The organism is Bacteroides sp. 41_26 (assembly GCF_949740115.1).
In the GTDB taxonomy this organism is placed as follows: Bacteria; Bacteroidota; Bacteroidia; order Bacteroidales; family Bacteroidaceae; genus Bacteroides; species Bacteroides nordii.
Genome location: NZ_CATJGZ010000070.1, coordinates 1 through 21,073 on the forward strand (window position 1 = coordinate 1; position 21,073 = coordinate 21,073).

Consider the following 21,073-nt stretch of genomic DNA (forward strand, 5'->3'; position numbering starts at 1 on the left):
ATAAAAGTTAAACAGGCTGCTACACTAGATAGCAACCCATTTAACTTATTTAACTGTTTTTTCTTGCACAAATATTTGTGCAGGTCTTAGAATTCTGCGTTTCAATAGCTCTGCATCCATCGCCTGTCGCACCTCCCCGTGCGGGAAGCACAAGCACTAATACATCAGTTCCACTTTTACCGGGAAGTGATCAGAGGGTGTGCGTGCCTCGTAGCTTTCAATAGAAATCTCTTCCGGACAATCCTTTGCATTGGCTTTTTCTATTCCTGTAGCTTTTGCGCTTCTATAAGTATCTGTCAGTACCCCGTATTTTTTTACTTTGAACAGCGGAGATATAAAAACATGATCTATCCGGCTTTCCGTGAAGTTATTCGGGTCAAAGCTGTTGAATGTTCCATTGGTAGCGTAGCGGAAGTCTGCTGTTTCATAAGAGTCAACAAGTACTCCCTTTTCGGTTAATGCTTTGTAAGAACTGTGTGTCTGATCTACATTAAAATCTCCTGTGAGGATAGCAGGGAGATTAGCTCCCAGTTCTTTCATCTTCTCTTGTACGAGGAAGGCACTTTCTACACGGGCTTTTTTACCAATGTGATCCATATGGAGGTTAAAGAACAGAAATTCGAATCCGGAATCTTTGCATTTAAAATGTCCCCAACTACAGATGCGAGGTAATACGGCATCCCAACCTATACTTGCTGTATCGGGTGTTTCCGACAGCCAGAAATCTCCTTTCTTGAGAAGATCAAATTTATCTGTACGGTAGAAAATAGCAGAATGTTCTCCTGCCTCTTTGCCATCGTTACGGCCTACACCAATGTAGGTATAACCGGGTAATGCCGCTTTCAGATCTTCCAATTGGCGAATGTATCCTTCCTGTGTTCCAAAGATATCGAAGTCGTGGTATTGTATGAGTTTGGCAATAACCGGATAGCGCGTTCCCCAACCGTTTCCGGCAATAGAGTCGCCTTCATTAGCATAACGAAGGTTATAAGATGCTGTTGTAAATGCTCCGTGTTCAATCGGTTTTTGACTTTGGCAACTGAGTAAACCTATGAGCAGGACGGCTAAAATTAAAAGATTCTTTTTCATAATAATGTATTTAAAGTAGGTTTGTTGTGTTATCTTCTCATGAAGTCTCCTTTCCCCCGATAGAAACGATAGAGTTTGAATTTGAGAGTCTGAAGGGGTTGTAACAGGTCAAATACAGGAAGAGAAAAATAATAGCGTCGGTTGTCTCCTTGTTCTGTCGCTGTCTTATTGATCACAATGGCTTGTGTAATATAGCGTATTAACCATATAAATAGAGCAATGCCGGCTGCCAACCAATGAAGGTTTAGTATTCCGAATATAATACCGGCTATACAAACGATATAAAACAACAGGCGTGAGAAGGTTTCAAAACCAAGAAAGTAGCGCTGGACACCTTTAAAATAACGTGCAGTAGCCATATAGCTCACTTTCTCCTCTTTCCAGTCTTTGTATCTTTCTACGGGTTGCATCTGTATTACAGCATTGCTATTTGTTTCTACCCGTGTATTATCAGGAGTCGCAATCTGGTTAATGAACAAGTCGTCTTCGCCCCGTTGCAGATTCAGGTGGGTAGAGTATCCTTTTTCTTTGAAAAACATCTCTTTCCGGTATGCCAGATTACGTCCCAGTCCCATATATGGTTTTCCGGCAAGAGCAAATCCCAGATAACGCAGTGATGTAAATAAAGCATCGAATGATATGCGTTTATGCAACCATCCCTTGCCACGTTCGTATCCGCTGTATCCCAATACAATCTGGGTATGAGGGGTAAAATTGCGTGCCATTAGTCGTAACCATTGGTTACTTGTAGGTTGACAGTTGGCTTCGGTGAATACCAGCCAATCGTATTTACTCGCTTTGATACCTAGTGTTAATGCCAGCTTTTTACGACTGATATACCTGGCACTTTCCGGAGTGAAACTATGATATAGATGTTGATATTTCTCTTCAAAGGCAGAGAGTACTTCTTCGCTTTCATCCGTAGAACCATCGTTGATGACAATCACTTCAAATTGTGGATAGTCTTGTTCAAGGATAGCAGGCAGAAACTGGCGTAGATTAGACGATTCATTGCGTGCACAGATAATGACCGATAGAGGAGGAAGCTCTTTGGTAAAGTGCAGTTCGTTTTTTTTATCTGCGATATTTCGTGTATGTATCCGGTTATAGATGCCCAGATAATAGAATAACTGAATCACGAGAAGAATTCCGGCTGCTGATAGTAGAATCAGTTCGAAAGTATTGAATGTAAATGCTTCCATTGATTTTTATGTCGTTTTGGTCTTGCAAAAGTACGCAATTTTTCGGGAGATTCACTGTTTTACCATTCGGTTATTTTCGTCCATCCAGATATTCCCGCTTGAACATATCAACAAAGAGGAAAAATAAGGATAAAAGTAAAGGACCGAAGATGACTCCCATGAATCCAAATAGAGAGAGGCCAATGACTACTCCGAAAATAGTAATGAGCGGATGGATGTCTGCCATTCGTTTTTGCAGGATGAAACGTATCAGGTTATCAAGCTGCGAAACAATAATGCCTCCGTAGGCTGCCAGTCCGATGGCATTGAACCAATCACCTGTAACTGCCATATATACAGCTACAGGAAACCATACCAGAGCCGTGCCTACCATTGGGATAACTGTGGCAAAACAGGTTAAGAAACCAAGTAACAAGGCATCGGGAGCTCCGAAAATGAAATAACCAATCATAGCCACTCCTCCTTGTATGATTGCAAGAAGTGGAATTCCAATGGCATTGGAGCGTACAATCATATTAATTTCATGTATCACATGTTTCGTATTTGTGGCATTGAATGGAAGAATATCGTTGATATAGGCTTCCATTCTGCTGCCACCTATCAACATGAAATATAGTACGAATACCAGTACGAACAGATTGATGGCAAAACTACTGATGCCCCCCATTACAGCTTGCCCGATGCGGGGAAGAGCCGAAACAATAAACGACACAGTATCACTGCCCAATACATCATAACCTGTTTTGGCTTTGATAATACCTGCCATCTCTTCAATGGGAGCAATGATAGATTGTGGGTCCAGATTGAAATTCTGCAATTTGTTGACTATGAGCCACACGGTAAGTGAAATAGGGACCAGAAAACATAAAATAGCTTCGGCAGTGATCAACAGAGCCGAAATGCTTCGTTTTATCTTTCGTATTTCAGTGAGGTGCATCATCTGTTTTCTAACAAGAATATAGATAGTCAATGCTCCCAGAAGACCACCCAGGAAAGGAGTGATCTGTTTGAACAGGATGATTCCTAATCCAATAATAATAGCGATAAGTGAAAATTTCCAATATTGCTCTTTTGTACTCATAGTTTAATGTTTTATCATAAATATAAACGCAAAATGAGCTATAAAGGTTTGAGATTATGGAGGTTCTATGACGAATATTGTTTTCCCGGCTGGTTTGTGGTAATAAAATAGGGGGATACTAACCATCTGTCATTTATAGATATGGGGAAGATATCAATCCATATCTGCTTTTACCCAATCTTCTATCATTGTGGGAAGCGGACCATAAGGTTGTACGCTTTCTGTTCGTAAAGGTTTCATTGTACCAAAATCTACTTTGTAGTTTTTACCTTCGGGGGTTACATAATAGACATTGTCTTTTTCTCTTTCATTAAAGGGAATATAAAACATACTTTCTTCCTCTTTAGAAACAGGATACCAGCCGGTGACAAACGGTCTGTTTTTTATATTCAGCGGATAAGTTATATAGTTGAAAAGATAGCAATAGGTATCGAAATCAATATCGTAAGGAAAGCTTAGTACATGCGCTTTGTTAGTGAATTTTTGTATCTTGATAATAGCTCTGTCCTTTTCTTTATTATACATGGCGCAGAAATCTTTTACTAATGTTTCAATTTCGTTGCTATCCACCTTCTCTACTAATATTATTTTGTTATTGGATACTTTATTCTGTGTGAGTATACAGTTTCTTCGTGTTCTTTCTGTTTGTCTTTTTTGTTTCCTTAGTCTCATTTTGTATAAGTCCCAGTACAGAAAGAGGATAAATGCGGCTATTGATGTAAAATATGCTATGGCTGCATGAGAATATTGTGTCTCTGCAAACATAAGCATACAGATTGCCATTCCCAATGAGCCTACAGGTAATCCGATGTTGTCATTCTTTTCCGAGTTACGGTACAATTCTTTGAAGTGAGGACAGTAAATCCATAAGAAGCTGATGAGTGCACTGATCCCAAATAAAATGAGAGTCCCATATTGTTTCGATAAACTTGAGGGAATTTCCAATCCACTCATTCTGAACAGAGTTACCAGAATGATCCAGCTGCCTGTCATTAACGTGTTGACACGTATGAATGGCAATACATATTGCTTTAATGTATTTAGTTTTTCCATATATACTGTTTGGCTTGTCTTGTGGGTAAAGTTAAATATTTTTGTTCTATATCCAATTGATAAAAGAAAAAATATTCATATATGTTGATTCTAATGTCTCTTGACATTCTCTCCTTGTCTACAAAATAACACTGTATGTCTCATTTCCGAAGATCAGTTTTTATCTTGCTTTACCTTCGCAGCAGAATTAAAAAAACAAAAAGAATGAATAAGACAGAATTACTGGCGGCTATGTCCACACAGTCTGATATGAATGTAGACGATTGTAGCCGGATGTTGAAATCTTTAAAAAAGGTTGTAAGTGATGAATTATCACAGAAACTTCGACGGAGTGGCAGCTGGATTTTATTAGGAATAGCTTTATTGGTGTCTGTTTGTGTGTTTGGTCAGGAGAAGGCAATGCGGGCTCCTGTACAGATCATCCGTGGAATAGTTATTGATGGTGCATCCCGTCATCCCATTCCTTATGCTACGGTTCAATTGACAGATAAACCGGAGATGGGTACTGTAAGTGATTTCAAGAATACATTGTTTATTCTTTTTGGCCACAAATAAAAGCGTCACAACCCTTTTTTACTGTAATCATGTTGATAGATTATATTTCTGCACTCTTGATGACTACACTTTGTATGGTAGGAGGTTCTATGACTGTTTTATTGAAACTATGGATAGTTAATAATCAGCGTATTGCACAGTTGGAGAAAGCACATGTTTTATCAGAGGTAGAACAACTGAAAGAACAAGTCAGCCCCTCACTTTTATTTAAAATATTAAACCGTTCGGGGCATCTGGCTCTTACTGATCCGATCAAAGCTTCAAAGATGTTAATGAAACTTAGCCAATTACTACGTTATCAGCTGTATGATTGCAGTAGAGAAAAGGTGCTGCTTGGAAGTGAAATAAGTTTTCTCACTAATTATCTGACGTTGGAACAATTAAGTTCGGAGCGGTTTGAGTATAGCCTCTCTTCGGATGGAGATGTGAATTGTACCTTTGTTCTTCCTTTGCTTTTCATTCCTTTTGTGCAATATGCGGTAGAGCAGATGTGTGAACAGGGCATTTCATTTATATCTGTACATATCCGTCTGAAGGCTGATGTCGACGATATTATATTTGTCTGTTCCTGTCCGGGCATTGATTTCTTTGTAGGTGACGAACGAGGATTAGAGCGAATCAGACAAAGGCTTGATCTCCAATACGGGCAGTATTATGATCTGCAATTAGAAAAGGAAAATATTCATCTGGAGTTGAGAGGAGGTGAGGTATGGAGAAGAAAATAGATGATGGGGTTGTTTCCGATTTCTTGTTAGGTCCTCGTTGTAGGCTTTACCGGCATCTGCTACTACAGCTTGTGGTTTTACTGATAACCGTAAATGTACTTTGGTACGAACCTTTGCAGTCTCTTACGATCCTGCATCGTTTATTGGGATGGGTTATTTATTGGGCTACAATCGATTTTGTAATTTATACTAACATATATTGGCTGGTTCCCCGATTTTTGCAAAAGAATCGCTTAGGACTTTATTTGCTCACGGTCCTGGGAGTGATTTTTCTTGCTATACTTATCACGGTTGTTTATCAGGATATACTATATGCTTCTGCGATGCCCAGTCAGTATCCCGGTAGTTTTGCTATGTTCGTCAATGCTTTTTCCGGAATTCTCACAATTGGTTTTATTACTGCCGGTACGGCTGCTATTATGCTATTTCGGCATTGGATACTTTTTAAATTGGAGGATTTATTGCGTTATCAGATGAATGATAGCTCTCGTGAGAATGTTTCTCTTAGCTCTGATATTCGTTTTTTGAATGATTATCTGAATCTTGAAAAGATACGTCGTGACAAGTTTGAGTATACCCTTATCCAAGAGGGAGACATCGATTCTGTCTGGCTTCCGCCTTTATTGTTTATTCCTTTTGTAGAAAATGCAGTGAAGCACAATTCAGACAGTGAGAATCCTTCTTATGTTCATGTTTCTTTTAAAGTTTGTGACGCGCATCTGGAGTTTCAGTGTGAAAACTCAAAGCCGGTTATAGTGAAAGAGAAAGGTAGGGTAGGAGGTATCGGACTTGCAAATATCCGTCGCCGATTGACTTTGTTATATCCCGGGCATTATCTTTTAGAGAGAAAAGAAACCAAAGAAAACTATACTGTAATTTTATATTTGGATTTATGAATTGTATTATTGTAGATGATGAACCACTGGCGCGAGAGGCGATGGAATTGCTGATTGCAGATACCGGCGTACTCAATCTTATGGGAACTTTCAACAGCGCGGTGTCTGCTTCCCGTTTCATGGAAGAGTATTCGGTTGATCTTATCTTTCTGGATATTCAGATGCCCGGTATTACCGGTATTGAGTTTGCCCGTACCATCTCCAGGAAGACACTTGTTATTTTCACTACTGCTTATACAGAATATGCCCTTGATAGTTATGAGGTAGATGCTGTTGATTATCTTGTCAAACCCATTGAACCGGAACGCTTTAGAAAAGCTGTTGACAAAGCCGTTTCCTATCACTTACTTTTATTGAAAGAAGAAAAAGAGGCTATTGAAACCATTAAAGCTGCTGAATACTTCTTTGTCAAGGCAGACCGCCGTTACTTTAAAGTGAACTTTGCTGATATTCTTTTTATTGAAGGGCTAAAAGACTATGTAATTCTACAACTTAACGACCAGCGTATTATTACCCGCATGACTCTGAAAGCAGTTTTTGACCTTTTACCGGAAAACACTTTTATTCGGGTAAATAAGTCTTATATAGTTAATACCCGGCATATTGATTCTTTTGATAATAACGATATCTTTATTAAATCCAACGAGATAGCTATCGGTAATAGTTACCGTGATGCTTTTTTTGAAGAGTTTGTATTACGAAAGAGAATCAGATAAGTTTGTTTGTATATTGTTTCTTTGAAAAGGTGATACGTTTAGACGATATTGGATAATAAAATAACTAAATTAGAACATATAAGCAGGTAAAGTATCATAATTTTGTCAGAACAAAAATAGTATACTATGAAGAATAAGTTTTTGATAAGTTCTTTACTGTTGTCTTCAATAGGAGGTAGTACAGTTGCCGGCACTGTTCCGGACAAGGAATATCCTAATATTATTGAAAGTAAGAGCTTTGGAAAAGAAGTGGAACCGATGGGCAGAACAACAACACGTTTTTCCTTTTGAATACCGTCCTTGGGGAGAACGTATTAAATACTATAAAACATTGAATCCTGATCAAAGCGGGAAATAACATTAGGGTCTATAGATGGAATTATTTTTTTTGAAGTGCATCTTTTGCAGAGAGATGTATTGGTACTGAGCACCCCATTGTTATGTATTCACATTCTTCCATGATTAATTCAGCCAACGAATGTTATAAAAGAACAATAATCAACACATTATGGTATTTACTGTTTTAATCACCGTATCTTGCAGGATATGAAGAATAGACTCCCGCCTATTTTATCCCGCCTCAGTATAAACTATTCTAAAAAAATGAATCATGAAAGGTAAAGAAAGAAAAAAAGAAGCCAAGAAAGAGAAGTCAGACAAAGCAGGCTCAAAAGTTCTGACTGAGTATCAGAGAGAGAAACAAAGTAAGAGTGAAAGCAAAACGTTCGTAATGCCCAAAACTTAATGGTAAAAATCAAAAGGGAAGGCGTAATACTTGAAACGACTTCTCTTGAGTTTGAAAATGAAAGTGTGATGAATCCGGCAGTAATTGCCGAAGGAAATACGGTACATATGTTCTATCGTGCCGTGAGAGAGGGTAATCATTCCACCATTGGTTACTGTCGTCTTGAGGGCCCCTTGAAGGTGGTAGAAAGGAATACAGTTCCATTGCTGGTGCCTGAGTTTCCGTATGAATGTCAGGGGGTGGAAGATCCCCGTATCGTACAGATTGAAGACATTTATTATTTAACCTATACAGCTTATGACGGTTTCAGTGCTGTAGGTGCTTGGGCTGTCTCTTCTGACCTAAAACATTTTGAGAAAAAAGGAGTTCTCACTTCTCAGATTACGTATCCTCGTTTTAAGGAGTTACTTCGTTCGCAACCGGCTGTTATAGCCAAGTATTATCGTTCCTATAACAAACGGGAAGCCGTAAATGACAAAGGGAAACCTTTGTATCTAATGGATAAAAATTTGGTGTTTTTCCCCCGTAAGATAAACGGGAAGTTTTATTTTATGCACCGGATCCGTCCCGACATCCAGTTTGTAGCTGTAGAGCAATTGGAAGAACTTACTGTAGCCTTCTGGAAACAATACTTCTTGAATTTTGCATCTCATATATTGCTGGCTCCTCTCTATGAGCATGAGTCAAGTTATATTGGTGCAGGATGTCCTCCCATAGAAACACCTGTCGGCTGGCTGCTGATATACCACAGTGTATATGATACTCCTGCCGGATATGTGTACTCTGCTTGTGCTGCCTTGCTGGATATAAACGATCCGTCCGTTGAACTGGCACGCTTGCCGTATCCTTTATTTTCTCCTACAATCGGATATGAACTTTCCGGTGTAGTCAGCCGGGTGTGTTTCCCTACGGGTACAGCTTCGTTTGGCGATACACTTTATATCTACTATGGAGCGGCTGATAAACAAGTGGCTTGTGTGTCGGTACAACTGACTGAGTTATTGAATGAGTTAATAAGTCAAATTAAATGAAAAAGATAATATGCATAACTACTTATCCTCCTCGTGAATGTGGTATTGCTACTTTTGCACAAGACCTGATTCGGAATATAATGACTAAATTTGGTGATTCTTATTCTATAAAAGTGTGTGCGGTAGAATCCGATACAGAAAAGCATGTTTATTCAAAAGAGGTGGAATATACGTTGGATACATCAGACGCTGCTGCCTTTGGTGCACTTGCTGTACAACTGAATACAGAGCGGGAAGTGGAGATGATACTTGTACAACATGAGTTCGGACTGTTTCATGAGAATAGAATGGCCTTCCTGCAATTGTTGGAACAATTGTGTAAACCGGTAGTTTTAATTTTCCATACGGTGCTATCCCATCCTTCTTCTGGGTTGTACGCCTATATAGGGCGTATGGCGGTTGCCTGTGATTCTCTTGTGGTGATGACGTATACTTCTTATAGTATTCTTGAAAGAGAATACCATGTTCCTACCGGGAAGCTGACAGTTATCCCCCATGGTACTCATTTGGTTTCACTTCGCGATAAGAAGAAATTAAAGGAAATATATTATGTTTCCGGTAGGAGGATACTCTCTACCTTTGGTCTGCTGAGTGCCGGAAAGAGTGTTGAAACTACGCTGAAAGCCCTGCCGGAGATTGTGAAAAAGAATCCCACTGTATTGTTTCTCATCATAGGGAAAACACATCCTATGGTGCTTAAGGCAGAAGGAGAGGCATATCGTGAAATGCTTAAAGCGCAGGTTGCCAATCTGGAACTGGAAGAGTATGTCCGGTTTGTCAATTGCTATCTTGAGCTTCCGGTACTATTGGAATATCTGCAACTTACTGATATTTATCTCTTCACCTCCAGCGATCCTTGCCAGGCGGTAAGCGGCACTTTTGTTTATGCACTGAGTTGCGGATGCCCTATTGTGGCTACGCCTATACCGCACGCACTGGAATTGTTGAGTGATGAATCCGGTGTCATCTTCGATTTCAAAGATTCTGCTCAACTGGCCATTGCGGTTAATCGTTTGCTTGCCGATGAGGCATCGCGTTCGGAGATGCAGATTGCCGGCTTGCAAAAAACAGCCGGTACTGCCTGGGAAAACTCAGCCATTGCCTATGCTTTATTATTTCGTACTATCGGTGAAAAAGAGAGAGAACCTCTTGTCTACTCTTTGCCGCCGATTAATATTCGTCATATATTGCGGATGACCCGTCAGTGGGGAATTGTACAATTTGCAAAGGGAAACCGTCCCGATTTAAAAACGGGTTATACACTGGACGACAATGCGCGTGCGTTGATTGCACTGTGCCAGATTGTCGCTTCCGGGATAAACGGATCTTGTACTCGGTATATTAAAACTTATCTTGAACTTATCTGCTACTGCCAGCAACCGGATGGTTCTTTTCTGAATTATATAGATAAGAATCATACCTTCACAAATCAGAATAAAGTGGTAGGACTTGAAGATTCCAATGGCCGGGGTATTTGGGCACTGGGATACTTTATTTTTTATGGCAGGCTTTTTCCGGACTCTTGGGTAGAAGAAGCTCGGGTAGTGCTTCAAAATACTTTTCAGCAAATCAGATGGATGAAGTCTCTCCGTAGCATAGCTTTTGCACTCAAAGGTTTGTATTATTATAACCTGATGTACCCCTCTGATGAGGTACAAGAACTGATCCGGTTATCGGCAGATAAGCTGGCTCGGTGTTACCGGTTGACGGCAAAGGGCAAATGGAACTGGTTTGAGACTTACCTCACTTATGATAACAGTATTCTGCCCGAGGCGATGTTACTGGCTTATCTGGCAACGGAAGACGACACATATAAGACGATAGCACGAAAGTCGTTCGATTTTTTATTGGAGAAACTATTTCCTGAAGATCATATCCGGGTAGTTTCCAACCAGGGCTGGATGCATAAGGAAAAGGAATGCCATAAATATGGTGAACAGCCGGTGGATGTGGCAGGGTGTGTCATTGCATTATCTGTTTTTTATCGGGTATTTCCGGAAGAAGAATACCTAATTAGACAGCGAATTGCCTTTAATTGGTTTTTGGGGCACAATCAACTGCATCAGATAGTTTACAATCCTGCTACAGGAGGCTGTTATGACGGGTTGGAAGAGAATAATGTTAACTTGAATCAGGGAGCCGAATCTACTACTTGCTATCTCATGGCAAGGATGTCTTTGGAGTGAGGAGTAATGCTCTGTTACCATATATATGGTGCCTCATTATAATATATTTTAACGAGGCACTATATATGGGCGTTTTTATTTACAGATGATTATTTCTATATAGCTTCCATTTTTTATTTCTTTTCTAATAGAAACTCGTCTACTATTTTAATCAGCTGATCTTTGGGCATTGCTCCTTGTAAAATTTTTGGTTCTCCTTTTACTGGAATCATTAATAAGGTGGGGATACTTTGGATACCGAATGTTCCGGCGAGTTCAGACTCTTTATCCACATCTATTTTATATACATCTATTTTCCCGGCATAGTCTTTACTTATATTATCCAAAATGGGTGCCATTGCTTTACAAGGACCACACCATGTCGCGTAAAAATCGATGATCGCAGGACGATTGCCTTCAAATTTCCACTCATTGGGATTGGCTTCGTAATTATATACTTTTTTTAAAAAGTCTGCTTTAGTTAATGCTATTACTTCCATATTGCTTTGTTCTTTTTGAAAATTAGCACTTTTATTGTCTTTATTACCTGCACAGGCTGTTGCTATAAAAGTCAGTGTGAGGGCAAAAATTGCAGTTAAGGTTTTAATTGATTTCATATACTTCCTTTTTTTATTGTTTTTACTGTTGCAAAGATAGTGCTGTCAAACATATATATAAATGACAATTTAGCTGAAATGTTTGGCGATTTTTCCCTTTTAACGCTCTTCATAAAAACTTTTCTCAAGAATTATCCTGTTATTTTACTTCCACCAGACTCTTGTAGGATATTTCATCAGAATTGAGTAATAGTTTTAAAAGCATACGTAAACGTTTTGAGGTGGGGATTATAAACGCTTATAAACTATTTATGTATATAAAAAAGACTAATGAGTCGCTTTGTACCACGCAGTCTGATATTTTTCAGTGGCATAAGGGTTAGTACTTGGATCTGAGATTGTTGCACCGGAGAATGTATTGATTTTAATCTTTCCCTTGTTCATGGTGTAATAATAATCGGTATGCCTTTTATAGGGGATAGTGCGTTCCAGTTGTTCTTCAAATCGTGCCAATAGGCCGGCGTCTGTACAGAGTTTTGCTACATAGTCCCCACAGTCGAAAAAGAGGGTGGGGGTATACCCGTCCATTGTCTGTATGGTATATAATGAAGAGGAAGGAAGAGTATATTGGTTATTTATCTCTTTCATTGTAACAGCTAAATTTTCCAACTCGGAACATACCGTTACTCCGATTGTCCCGCAAGGCATTTCTTCGTAGTTCTTATAGAACTCGTAAAATGCATCACATATGCTTTCATAATCGACTTTACCCAACAGATGCGGACCAATCTCAGCATAAGGCATACCGTAAGCCATAATCTCACAAGGGGAAGCAATCAGATAGTCGGTAACTTCTTTCAGATCATAGGCAACTTCTACAGAAGCCATGTAGCAGTCATCAAAGAGAATATACTCCATTTTTATTCCGGCATTTGCAATCCCTTCTGCAAGAGTGGTGGTGTTAGTCTGATATTCAGGACTTAATCCACCGAAATAGCGTGTCATAGGTACGCCTTCATATTCCCAGTGTTTCTTTTGGCCTATACTTCGCGCCTGTGTGGTTGGTACAGGAATCCATCCCATTCCGTGACAACCGATTGTCATGGCATAGCGGTTGGCAGGAGCGAGGGTTTTAACATCATTCAGAATGGAAGTAATGCCTGTGGCCGTAGTGAAAGCGGGGTTATGATAAATTTTCAGGGGTTTGCGTATGCATTTGCCATTATCATATGCCAACTCAAAGAGTACTGCTTCAGTGGGCGAAGTACAGAAGAATACTACAACCCTTTCGTTCTTGAGTATGTTTCGTTGTACTACACTCTCAAAGTCCGATATATTGGTTTCGAAGTAAGATTTAAGATTGCTGGACCATGGAAGATACATGAGTACGGTCTGATCCGTTTTGACAGGCCAATCCTCCTGTTCGCATGATGTAAATGCCAAGGGAATGATTAACAGTATAAGGAGCAAAAAACGTTTCATTACTTTCAGTGGGCAGGTCATTATCTTCTTCTTTTTATAACAATACATTTGTCTTTCAGATACAAACGTAAGAAATATTTCTCTAATAAGGAAAATATAGGGAGGGAATGTGGGTTACTATTCTATTTATTCATTTATATTTGCTGTTCCTATACAAGTTTCCCACAAATCACGAAGTATAAAGAAATGAAAACAGATAAAGAAAAAATGCTGGCAGGTGAACCCTATCTGGCTTTCTGTGACGAGTTGGTAGAAGATCGTGCCCGGGCAAAAGACGTTTTGTTTGAATACAACAATTTGCGTCCGTCGGACATGGAAAGACGTACTGAAATACTGAAGCAATTCTTGGGTGCAACCGGAAAGCAATTGCTGGTCGAACAACCCTTCCGTTGCGATTATGGCTATAATATTCGTGTCGGCGAGAATTTTTATGCCAATATGGGATGTACGATATTAGATGAGGCTTTGGTGACCTTTGGAGATAATGTACTGTTGGCTCCTAATGTGAGTATTTATACGGCAGGACATGCTGTAAATGTGACACGGCGCATAGCCGGTTGGGAGTATGCCTGTCCGGTAGCAATAGGGCATAATGTGTGGATTGGTGGTAATGTAGTGATACTTCCGGGAGTTTCGATTGGTGATAATAGCATAATAGGTGCCGGAAGTGTGGTGACAAAGAACATTCCTGCCAATGTCGTTGCTGTGGGAAATCCCTGTAAAGTGATTCGGGAACTTACCGAAGACGAACGGAAATAAAATACTTTAGATAAAACGGAATATGAAGAAACATTTTTTACTTGCAGCTGGTCTGTTTATGACATTTGCTGTGCAATATCAAACAATTATGGCACAAAGTCTTGAAAAGATGAATTGGTTTAATGAACCTGATAAATGGGAGATACGGGATGCACGTACTTTCTCAATGATAGTCCCTCCGAAAACGGATTATTGGAGAATATCCCATTATGGTTTTACAGTAGATGATGCACCTTTTTACTATGCTCTTTACGGTGGGGAGTTTGAAGCGAAAGTTAAAATAACGGGAAACTATGTGACTACTTTTGACCAAATGGGACTGATGATTCGTGTGGATCATGAGAACTGGATAAAAGCAGGTGTGGAGTATGTGAATGGTAAACAGAATGTAAGTGCTGTGGTGACACATAAAACAAGTGACTGGAGTGTGGTAGAGTTGGATAAAGCTCCTCGTTCTATCTGGATAAAAGCTGTCAGAAAGCTGGATGCCGTAGAAATATTCTTCTCATTGGATGATAAGAAGTATACGATGATGCGTACCTGTTGGCTGCAGGATAACTGCCCGGTAATGGTGGGATTAATGGGAGCATGTCCTGATGGTACGGGATTTGAAGCTATCTTTGAAGATTTTCAGGTGAAACAATTGCCTGATACACGTCGGTTGGAATGGGCAAAGAAGCAAAAGTAAAACTTTAATAGACTCCACTGCAGAGTAGCACGGAGCAACTGAGCTAATATTGTGCTGTGTTTTCATCGGCACACAGGATGAAACGGATAATGCGGATGACGGCGGATCGAATCTTCTTTTTCACTGATTATCAGTAAATAGAATAAAAAGATCCGTTGTCATCCGTATTGTCCGTTTCGTCCGTTGCCATAGAAGATATTTTATTTCCGGAGCTTTATTTCCGGCACAAGTATAAACCGGGTGTCCGGGAAGTATTTCTCCATATACTTTCTGATAAAGCTTTGCGTATCCTCTTGTATTGTTTTATCTTCTACTGTGGGATACAGATTATACATCACAGTATCAAGACGGATCCCCCGGTTACGTATGGCTTCAAAGCTGAGTAATGTGTGGTTGATGCTTCCCAACTTGCCGGAGGTTACAAAAATGAGCGGGTAACCCTTTTGGGCTACATAGTCGATAGTCAGCAACTCTTCGGTCAACGGCACCATCAGTCCGCCGGCACCTTCGAGCAGAACGATGTCATAACGGCGGCTGAGTTCGGCGGTGGCTTGTTCCATCTTGTTGAAGTTTATGGGGCGCTTGTCCAATTGCGAGGCAAGATGCGGCGAAGCCGGATAGGAGAAAATCTCCGGCATAGTGAGTCCTTCATGATCTTCTTCGGTGTGAGGAACTCCCATGATACGGCGGTGCAGGTCAATATCTTCGGAATAACCTACATTGCCGGTCTGAATAAATTTCTGGGTAATAGTACGCTTTCCGTTCTTATTGAGTTCGCGGGCCAGGAAACCGGTGGCATAGCTCTTTCCGGCATCAGTGTCAATGCCGGATACAAAAAATACATTCTGTTTCATTGTTTCTTCTTTTTTGCGATAATATAAATAGGGTGATAAGTAAGTGTCACGGAGCGGTTGTTACCGGATTGACGGGGATAGTCCTCGCAGAAGCGGTTTAGTTCGCGCCGTGTCCAATGGTGTTTACCGATACCCGTAACTCCTGTTTCTTTCAGATGATAGAGCACTTGCAGCGGAGTGGTAAAGGTACGGGGGACTACCTCTTCTTCTGCATAAATGATATCGTACATAGGAGCGAGCGAAGCCTTCAGGTCGTGGAGCGAACGGTAGGTAAGTCCGTGTCCGGTGACACTGCGTATCTCTTCCATGTTCTTTTGCCCGAAAGTGGTGAAAGCGAAATACCCGTTTCTACTCAGATAGTTCGTACAACGGTGAAAAAAGTGTTCCGGGTTTTCAAACCATTGAAGGGTAGAACAGGAGGTGATAAGTTCCGTATCTTCGGGAAATGCGAGTGTTTCGGCATCTCCGGCAAGGAAGGCTACGCCCTGATTGAGCAGGTCTTCACAGCAGGTCTGCATGTTGTGGCAGATATCATTCAGGAGAAGCTGTTTCGGTTGCAGGGTATGATAGAGCAGCCGGGAGTAATTGCCTGTGCCGCAACCAAATTCTACCACTTTCCCCAACGGAGTTGGAGGGAGATATTGCTGTAAGAGGCGAATCATTTTTTCGGCTATCTGTTGCTGTATATTTGCTTCCCGCGTATAAGTACCGATTGCTTTAGAGAAGCGTTCGGCTATCAGATTCTTGTCCATATTCATTTCAGGTATTGTGTAAAGAGTGGTTCGTCATAATGAGCTTCGTTACCATGGAGGATGGAAGCGGAAGTCTCTTCCCAGGCAGTATGTTGATTGGCGGGAGGGAAGATACGGTCGTTTTCACCGATGATGGCTTTCTTCCAGGAGAAGCTGGCAGGAGGAAGTGCCCGATATTGCCGGGCGATGGCGGCGAGTTCCTCTTTCAGGTCTTCTGCTGACCGTTGGGGGGCAATGTGGCGGAAGCTGTCAAAAGCACTTCCATTGGCGCACATCCGGCGCTGGAATTTCCGAAGGGATGCTTCGTTCAAACCCTCTAATGTTCCTTTGAAAATGGCAGGAGGAATACCCCGTTTCTCGTCGATAGGGAAGGGGGTGCCGTTGATCGCGACACTGCTGTTGACGGGAAGTGCAATGCGTGAGAGTACTTGTGAGGCCGCCCAGACCCCCATAGACCATGCCACAACGTCGATATGGGAGTAACGGGCTGTCGGGGAAGTGTCGAAATCGAGTGTATGATAATCGTAGCAAATCATAAAATCGCTTTCACGGGGTGTATATTGTATGAAAGGGCGTTCATCCATTCCCCAGCCTGCGAAGAACAGGAGAAGGCGATCTCGTTTCTGATTCGTTGACGTATGGATATATTGGTTCATAGGTAGATGTGATACTTAAAATAATGTTGTGTAATATTACTATTGTTGCACTGCTCGGAATACTAAAGTCTGTCTTTGTAAAGCACTGATTATTAAAGGGCTTACGGAACGCTTTTCTCCCCGGAGCCGAACAGCCTGTTCCCCGGAGCCGAAGAAGCTCTTCCCCGGAGCCGGGCTACCTCCTCCCCGGAGCCGGGCAAGGCGTACGGCTTGGGGAGAAAACTGTATGTAAAATAATGCGACTCTGCTTGAGGTGGATTCCATATTGTTTAAACTTATATATTCAGACAAAACGGAAGTAACGGTTGGCATCTTAGTATCTTCTTTTGAGGAAAATTTAAACAGGTTCTTCGACTTTTGATATTTCATTTATTAATTTCTCCATTTCACTTTCTCTGATCTCTGCCGTCAGCGAGAACCGGATACGTGAGGTGCCTTCCGGTACCGTAGGCGGGCGTACGGGCAAAGCATAGAATCCTTTGCGTTGTAGTTCTTCCGCCTTCCGGATGGCCACACAGCTTTCTCCTGTTATCAACGGCACGATGTGACTGGTTGAAGGGCAGTCATATCCTTTGTTTTTCAGGGCTTCCCTGAGTTGATTACTAAGGAACCGCAGGGTTTCACGTCTTTGCCGGAAGCCTGCCAGACGTTCCAGCATGAAGGAAGTCCACTGTACTGTCACCGGAGGCAATGCCGTGGTGAAGATGAAAGTACGCATCTTGTTAATAAGGTATTCCCGTATCACTTTCCGGCAGACGATATAGGCTCCTGCCGAAGCCAGTGCCTTACCGAATGTACCTACCAGAAAGTCGATATCGTTGATGCAATCCTGCTCTTCTGCACATCCCAGTCCTCTCTGTCCGCGTACTCCGAAGGCATGAGCCTCATCTACATACAACAGTACATTGGGATATTGTTTTTTCAAACGAACCAGTTCCCGGAGATCGGCTTCGTCACCATCCATACTAAAGATACTTTCGGTGACGACGATAATGCGTTCGTATTCCGAATGATTCACCTGTAAAAGACGTTCCAACTGGTTGTATTCATTGTGGCGGTACCGGATACATTTTGCTGCCGATAGGCGTATGCCGTCTATCAGGCTGGCATGTACCAGTTTGTCTGCTAAGATGAGCGTGTGCGTATTGCTTACTGCCGGCAGGATACCTGTATTGGCATGATATCCGCTGTTGAATGTCAATGCCGCTTCGGTGCCGAAGCTATCGGCAAGTTGCTGCTCCAACCGATCATAAATACTGAAGTTCCCCGTCAGCAGACGTGAAGAGGAAGAGGTGGGCAGAAAAGTCTCCGTGGTCAGGGTTTCCCGGAACTCCTGGCGCAGTTTCCTATCGTTTGCCAATCCTAAATAGTCGTTTGAAGAGAGGTTCAGCATCCGTCGCCCGTCTACAATAACGTTTCTGCCTTCGTGTGTAATGGCAGGAAGCTTTCGTAGATTGCTTTTCTCTTTCAGTTCCTGCAACTCTTGTTGCATCTGTTCGATGGTGGTCATAATTCTTTAACTTATTTATTAATTAGTAGTAAGTAGTCAAGTAGTCAAGTAGAAATGACTCGCCTAATGTATTCTACTTACTACTTGACTACTTAACTACTCAATTACTCATTATTTTGATAACTCCACTCGTAAGTTTACTTAATTGTTCCGGCGTGATGATAAACGGGGGCATGAGGTATACCAGCTTTCCGAAAGGACGCACCCAGATACCCTCTTCGACAAACCTCCGTTGCATGTATGCCATGTCTACCGGCTGACGTGTCTCAATAACTCCGATAGCACCCAGTATCCGTACATCTGCTACGGCCGGAAGTGAACGTGCCGGAGCCAGTTCCCGCTTCAGTTGCTCTTCGATACGGCGCACATTTTCTTGCCAACCGGACTCTAATAACAGGCGTACCGAAGCACAAGCTACGGCACAAGCCAGCGGATTCCCCATAAATGTAGGGCCGTGCATAAAAGCTCCCGGTGCATGATTGGAAATCATATCCGCCACTTCATTGGTTGCCAATACGGCAGACAGTGTCATATATCCTCCGGTCAGTGCCTTGCCGATGCACATGATATCCGGTTCTACTCCGGCATGTTCCCAGGCAAAGAGCTTTCCTGTACGTCCGAAGCCGGTAGCTATTTCATCAAAGATAAGTAACAGATTGTGCTCATGGCAAAGTTTAGCTGCCTCCTGTAAATACCGGGGATGGTAAAACCACATACCGCCTGCCCCCTGTACAATCGGTTCAAGGATAAGTGCGGCGAGCTCGTCGGAACGTGTTTCTATCAGTTCTTTCAGAGGGAGAATATCTTCCGGATTCCACTCGCCATCGAAACGTGAGGCGGGTTGAGGTACAAAATAACGTACCGGCAGTGCTGATCCGAACAGCGAGTGCATCCCTGTTACGGGGTCACAAACAGACATTGCATTCCATGTATCACCATGATATCCGCTGCGTATGGTAATGAAATTATTCTTTTCTGCCTTCCCGGCGGCATACCAGTATTGCACGGCCATTTTCAGTGCTACCTCTACTGCCACCGATCCGGAGTCTGCATAAAATATCTTCTGCATCGAGGGAGGAACCAGAGGGAGCAACAGCTTTCCCAATTCAATGGCCGGATCGTGTGTCAGTCCGCCAAACATTACGTGCGACATTTTCTCCAACTGCTCCCGTACCGCTTCATTCAATACCGGATGATTGTATCCATGTACCGCACACCACCACGACGACATTCCTTCTACAAGCACCTGCCCGTCACTCAGTGTAATTGTAGCCCCTTCTGCCCGTTCTACCTTATATACCGGCAATGGATTCGTGGTCGAAGTATAAGGATGCCACAAATGTTCCCGATCGAACCCATCCTCCCTCTCTTTCCTTCTCCCTTCTCCCTTCTCCCTTCTCCCTTCTCCCATCCCGTATCCTGCTGCACAAATCATCTGCTTGTCTTCCGATACTTTTGAGCCGAGTGTAGTTAGTAAATCTCCCACGATAGCCGAGTTGATACCGATATGTAAAGCCCGTTTCATAGCTTCCGGAGAGAGTTGTGAACGTCCTCCGGCAAAGCGCAGATAGGCTGTCGGGTTGATAAAGCGGAAAAGTGCGATAGCGGTTAATACCTCTTCTTCTGTCAGCGGTGTTGCGTGTTCCAGTGGGGTACCTGGGATCGGGCTGAGCAGGTTGATCGGGATGGACTGTACCCCAAGTTCCCGGAGGGTGAAAGCAAATTCAATACGCTGTTCCAGTGTTTCTCCCATACCGATAATGCCGCCGCAACAGATATCCATACCTACCCGGCGTGCAGCATTGAGTGTAGCCAGTTTCTGCTCTTGCGTATGCGTAGAGCAAAGTTTCGGAAAATAGGAAGGTGCCGTTTCTAAGTTACAGTGATAACGGGTGATACCTGCGTCATAGAGTACCTGTAATTCATCTTCTTCGAGGAGTCCTAAGGAGGCGCATAGCTGAATGGAAGTATGCCTGCGCATGTAGCGGGTGGAGTCACGAAGTTGAATAAGTTGTTTCGGGGAAGGTTTTCGTCCGCTGGTGACGAGTGAGAACCGGGCTATGCCCTGTGCTTCGTTGTATTGTGCCTGTCGGAGGCATTCATCTTTACTGACGAGGTCGTAAACCTCGGCTTTTGTCTGGTAGTGAGAAGATTGTGCACACCATTTACAGTTTTCCGGGCAACGTCCGGACTTGGCATTAATGATGGAACACATGTCGAATTCGCGCTGTGCACGGGCGACGGTAATCTCATGGGCAGCCGCATATAGCGCCTCCCTGTCGGCTGTATTAGCCAGCCAGGCCGCTTGTTCGGGCGTGATATCAACGCCTTGCAGCACCTGGTCTTTAAGTTCTTCAAGTGTCATAAATGTATGATAAGGGATAGTTTGAGCAGCTTTTTGCTTGGCGAGCGAACGTTCCGTCACGTTGAGATGCAACTGCCCGATGGTAACCTGGTGTCCCAGGCTGGCAAAGGCAGCATATCCCTTCCGGCTCCAACAGCGGAAACGGATGGCAGGTCTATGGATCGGACGGTTCGTTTTCATTCTTTTTTCAGG

Annotated in this window: 21 protein-coding genes; 10 read left to right on the top strand and 11 right to left on the bottom strand. The window is 42.4% G+C overall.

All coding sequences use genetic code 11. The annotated features are described in order from the left end of the window. Window positions 1-156: 156 nt before the first annotated feature. From QX565_RS09640 to QX565_RS09655, 4 genes are all read right to left on the bottom strand, one after another. On the bottom strand, window positions 157-1,089 hold the full coding sequence (locus QX565_RS09640) for an endonuclease/exonuclease/phosphatase family protein (RefSeq protein ID WP_289292658.1): 933 nt from the start codon (window positions 1,087-1,089) through the stop codon (window positions 157-159). A 29-nt stretch (window positions 1,090-1,118) separates the two neighbouring features. After that, window positions 1,119-2,291, bottom strand: coding sequence for a glycosyltransferase (locus QX565_RS09645; protein ID WP_289292659.1), 1,173 nt, complete (start codon window positions 2,289-2,291; stop codon window positions 1,119-1,121). Window positions 2,292-2,361: 70 nt separating this feature from the next. After that, window positions 2,362-3,372 carry an AI-2E family transporter gene (locus tag QX565_RS09650; RefSeq protein WP_289292660.1) on the bottom strand — a complete coding sequence of 337 codons (1,011 nt, stop codon included), beginning with the start codon at window positions 3,370-3,372 and terminating at the stop codon, window positions 2,362-2,364. 153 nt (window positions 3,373-3,525) lie between these two features. After that, window positions 3,526-4,425, bottom strand: coding sequence for a hypothetical protein (locus QX565_RS09655; RefSeq protein ID WP_255585498.1), 900 nt, complete (start codon window positions 4,423-4,425; stop codon window positions 3,526-3,528). A 204-nt stretch (window positions 4,426-4,629) separates the two neighbouring features. On the opposite strand from QX565_RS09655, the gene QX565_RS09660 reads away from it, so the two are divergent. The 8 genes from QX565_RS09660 (at window position 4,630) to QX565_RS09695 (ending at window position 11,279) form a co-directional block, all read left to right on the top strand. After that, the gene (locus tag QX565_RS09660) at window positions 4,630-4,980 is read left to right on the top strand and encodes a peptidase associated/transthyretin-like domain-containing protein (protein WP_221649446.1); all 351 of its coding nucleotides are present in this window, start codon (window positions 4,630-4,632) and stop codon (window positions 4,978-4,980) included. 29 nt (window positions 4,981-5,009) lie between these two features. Beyond that, window positions 5,010-5,705 (top strand): sensor histidine kinase, encoded by a 696-nt coding sequence (locus tag QX565_RS09665; RefSeq protein WP_221649445.1) that lies wholly within the window; start codon window positions 5,010-5,012, stop codon window positions 5,703-5,705. Beyond that, complete coding sequence (locus QX565_RS09670) at window positions 5,690-6,601, top strand: sensor histidine kinase (RefSeq protein WP_221649444.1); 912 nt, start codon at window positions 5,690-5,692, stop codon at window positions 6,599-6,601. Before QX565_RS09665 ends, QX565_RS09670 begins: the two co-directional genes overlap by 16 nt. Then, window positions 6,598-7,317: a LytR/AlgR family response regulator transcription factor gene (locus QX565_RS09675; RefSeq protein ID WP_289292661.1), complete on the top strand. Its 720-nt coding sequence runs from the start codon at window positions 6,598-6,600 to the stop codon at window positions 7,315-7,317. The genes QX565_RS09670 and QX565_RS09675 overlap by 4 nt, the downstream gene beginning before the upstream one ends. 126 nt (window positions 7,318-7,443) lie before the next feature. Continuing rightward, window positions 7,444-7,608, top strand: coding sequence for a hypothetical protein (locus tag QX565_RS09680; RefSeq protein WP_289292686.1), 165 nt, complete (start codon window positions 7,444-7,446; stop codon window positions 7,606-7,608). A 319-nt stretch (window positions 7,609-7,927) separates the two neighbouring features. After that, window positions 7,928-8,062 carry a hypothetical protein gene (locus QX565_RS09685; protein WP_255585496.1) on the top strand — a complete coding sequence of 45 codons (135 nt, stop codon included), beginning with the start codon at window positions 7,928-7,930 and terminating at the stop codon, window positions 8,060-8,062. Continuing rightward, window positions 8,062-9,093: a glycoside hydrolase family 130 protein gene (locus QX565_RS09690; protein WP_289292662.1), complete on the top strand. Its 1,032-nt coding sequence runs from the start codon at window positions 8,062-8,064 to the stop codon at window positions 9,091-9,093. Before QX565_RS09685 ends, QX565_RS09690 begins: the two co-directional genes overlap by 1 nt. Continuing rightward, window positions 9,090-11,279: a glycosyltransferase gene (locus QX565_RS09695; protein ID WP_289292663.1), complete on the top strand. Its 2,190-nt coding sequence runs from the start codon at window positions 9,090-9,092 to the stop codon at window positions 11,277-11,279. The genes QX565_RS09690 and QX565_RS09695 overlap by 4 nt, the downstream gene beginning before the upstream one ends. 113 nt (window positions 11,280-11,392) lie before the next feature. Here QX565_RS09695 and trxA read toward each other — a convergent pair whose 3' ends face one another. Further along, window positions 11,393-11,875, bottom strand: coding sequence for a thioredoxin (gene trxA, locus QX565_RS09700; RefSeq protein WP_289292664.1), 483 nt, complete (start codon window positions 11,873-11,875; stop codon window positions 11,393-11,395). Window positions 11,876-12,142: 267 nt separating this feature from the next. Then, window positions 12,143-13,318, bottom strand: a complete 1,176-nt coding sequence (locus QX565_RS09705) for a clostripain-related cysteine peptidase (protein WP_221649438.1) — start codon at window positions 13,316-13,318, stop codon at window positions 12,143-12,145. A 165-nt stretch (window positions 13,319-13,483) separates the two neighbouring features. Here QX565_RS09705 and QX565_RS09710 point away from each other — a divergent pair, with 165 nt between their 5' ends. Then, complete coding sequence (locus tag QX565_RS09710; RefSeq protein WP_221649437.1) at window positions 13,484-14,056, top strand: sugar O-acetyltransferase; 573 nt, start codon at window positions 13,484-13,486, stop codon at window positions 14,054-14,056. Between the two features lie 58 nt (window positions 14,057-14,114). Continuing rightward, window positions 14,115-14,744, top strand: a complete 630-nt coding sequence (locus tag QX565_RS09715) for a DUF1349 domain-containing protein (protein ID WP_369880842.1) — start codon at window positions 14,115-14,117, stop codon at window positions 14,742-14,744. Window positions 14,745-14,944: 200 nt separating this feature from the next. Here the strand turns inward: QX565_RS09715 and bioD are convergent, their stop codons facing one another. The 5 genes from bioD to bioA all read right to left on the bottom strand — a co-directional run bounded on the left by bioD (window position 14,945) and on the right by bioA (window position 21,061). Beyond that, window positions 14,945-15,598, bottom strand: coding sequence for a dethiobiotin synthase (bioD, locus tag QX565_RS09720; RefSeq protein ID WP_289292665.1), 654 nt, complete (start codon window positions 15,596-15,598; stop codon window positions 14,945-14,947). Continuing rightward, window positions 15,595-16,350 carry a malonyl-ACP O-methyltransferase BioC gene (gene bioC, locus QX565_RS09725; RefSeq protein WP_289292666.1) on the bottom strand — a complete coding sequence of 252 codons (756 nt, stop codon included), beginning with the start codon at window positions 16,348-16,350 and terminating at the stop codon, window positions 15,595-15,597. Before bioC ends, bioD begins: the two co-directional genes overlap by 4 nt. Window positions 16,351-16,352: 2 nt before the next feature. Further along, complete coding sequence (locus QX565_RS09730) at window positions 16,353-17,006, bottom strand: DUF452 family protein (protein WP_289292667.1); 654 nt, start codon at window positions 17,004-17,006, stop codon at window positions 16,353-16,355. Window positions 17,007-17,343: 337 nt separating this feature from the next. After that, complete coding sequence (locus QX565_RS09735; RefSeq protein WP_289292668.1) at window positions 17,344-18,516, bottom strand: 8-amino-7-oxononanoate synthase; 1,173 nt, start codon at window positions 18,514-18,516, stop codon at window positions 17,344-17,346. A gap of 100 nt (window positions 18,517-18,616) precedes the next feature. Further along, window positions 18,617-21,061: an adenosylmethionine--8-amino-7-oxononanoate transaminase gene (gene bioA / locus QX565_RS09740; RefSeq protein WP_289292669.1), complete on the bottom strand. Its 2,445-nt coding sequence runs from the start codon at window positions 21,059-21,061 to the stop codon at window positions 18,617-18,619. Window positions 21,062-21,073 lie beyond the last annotated feature (12 nt).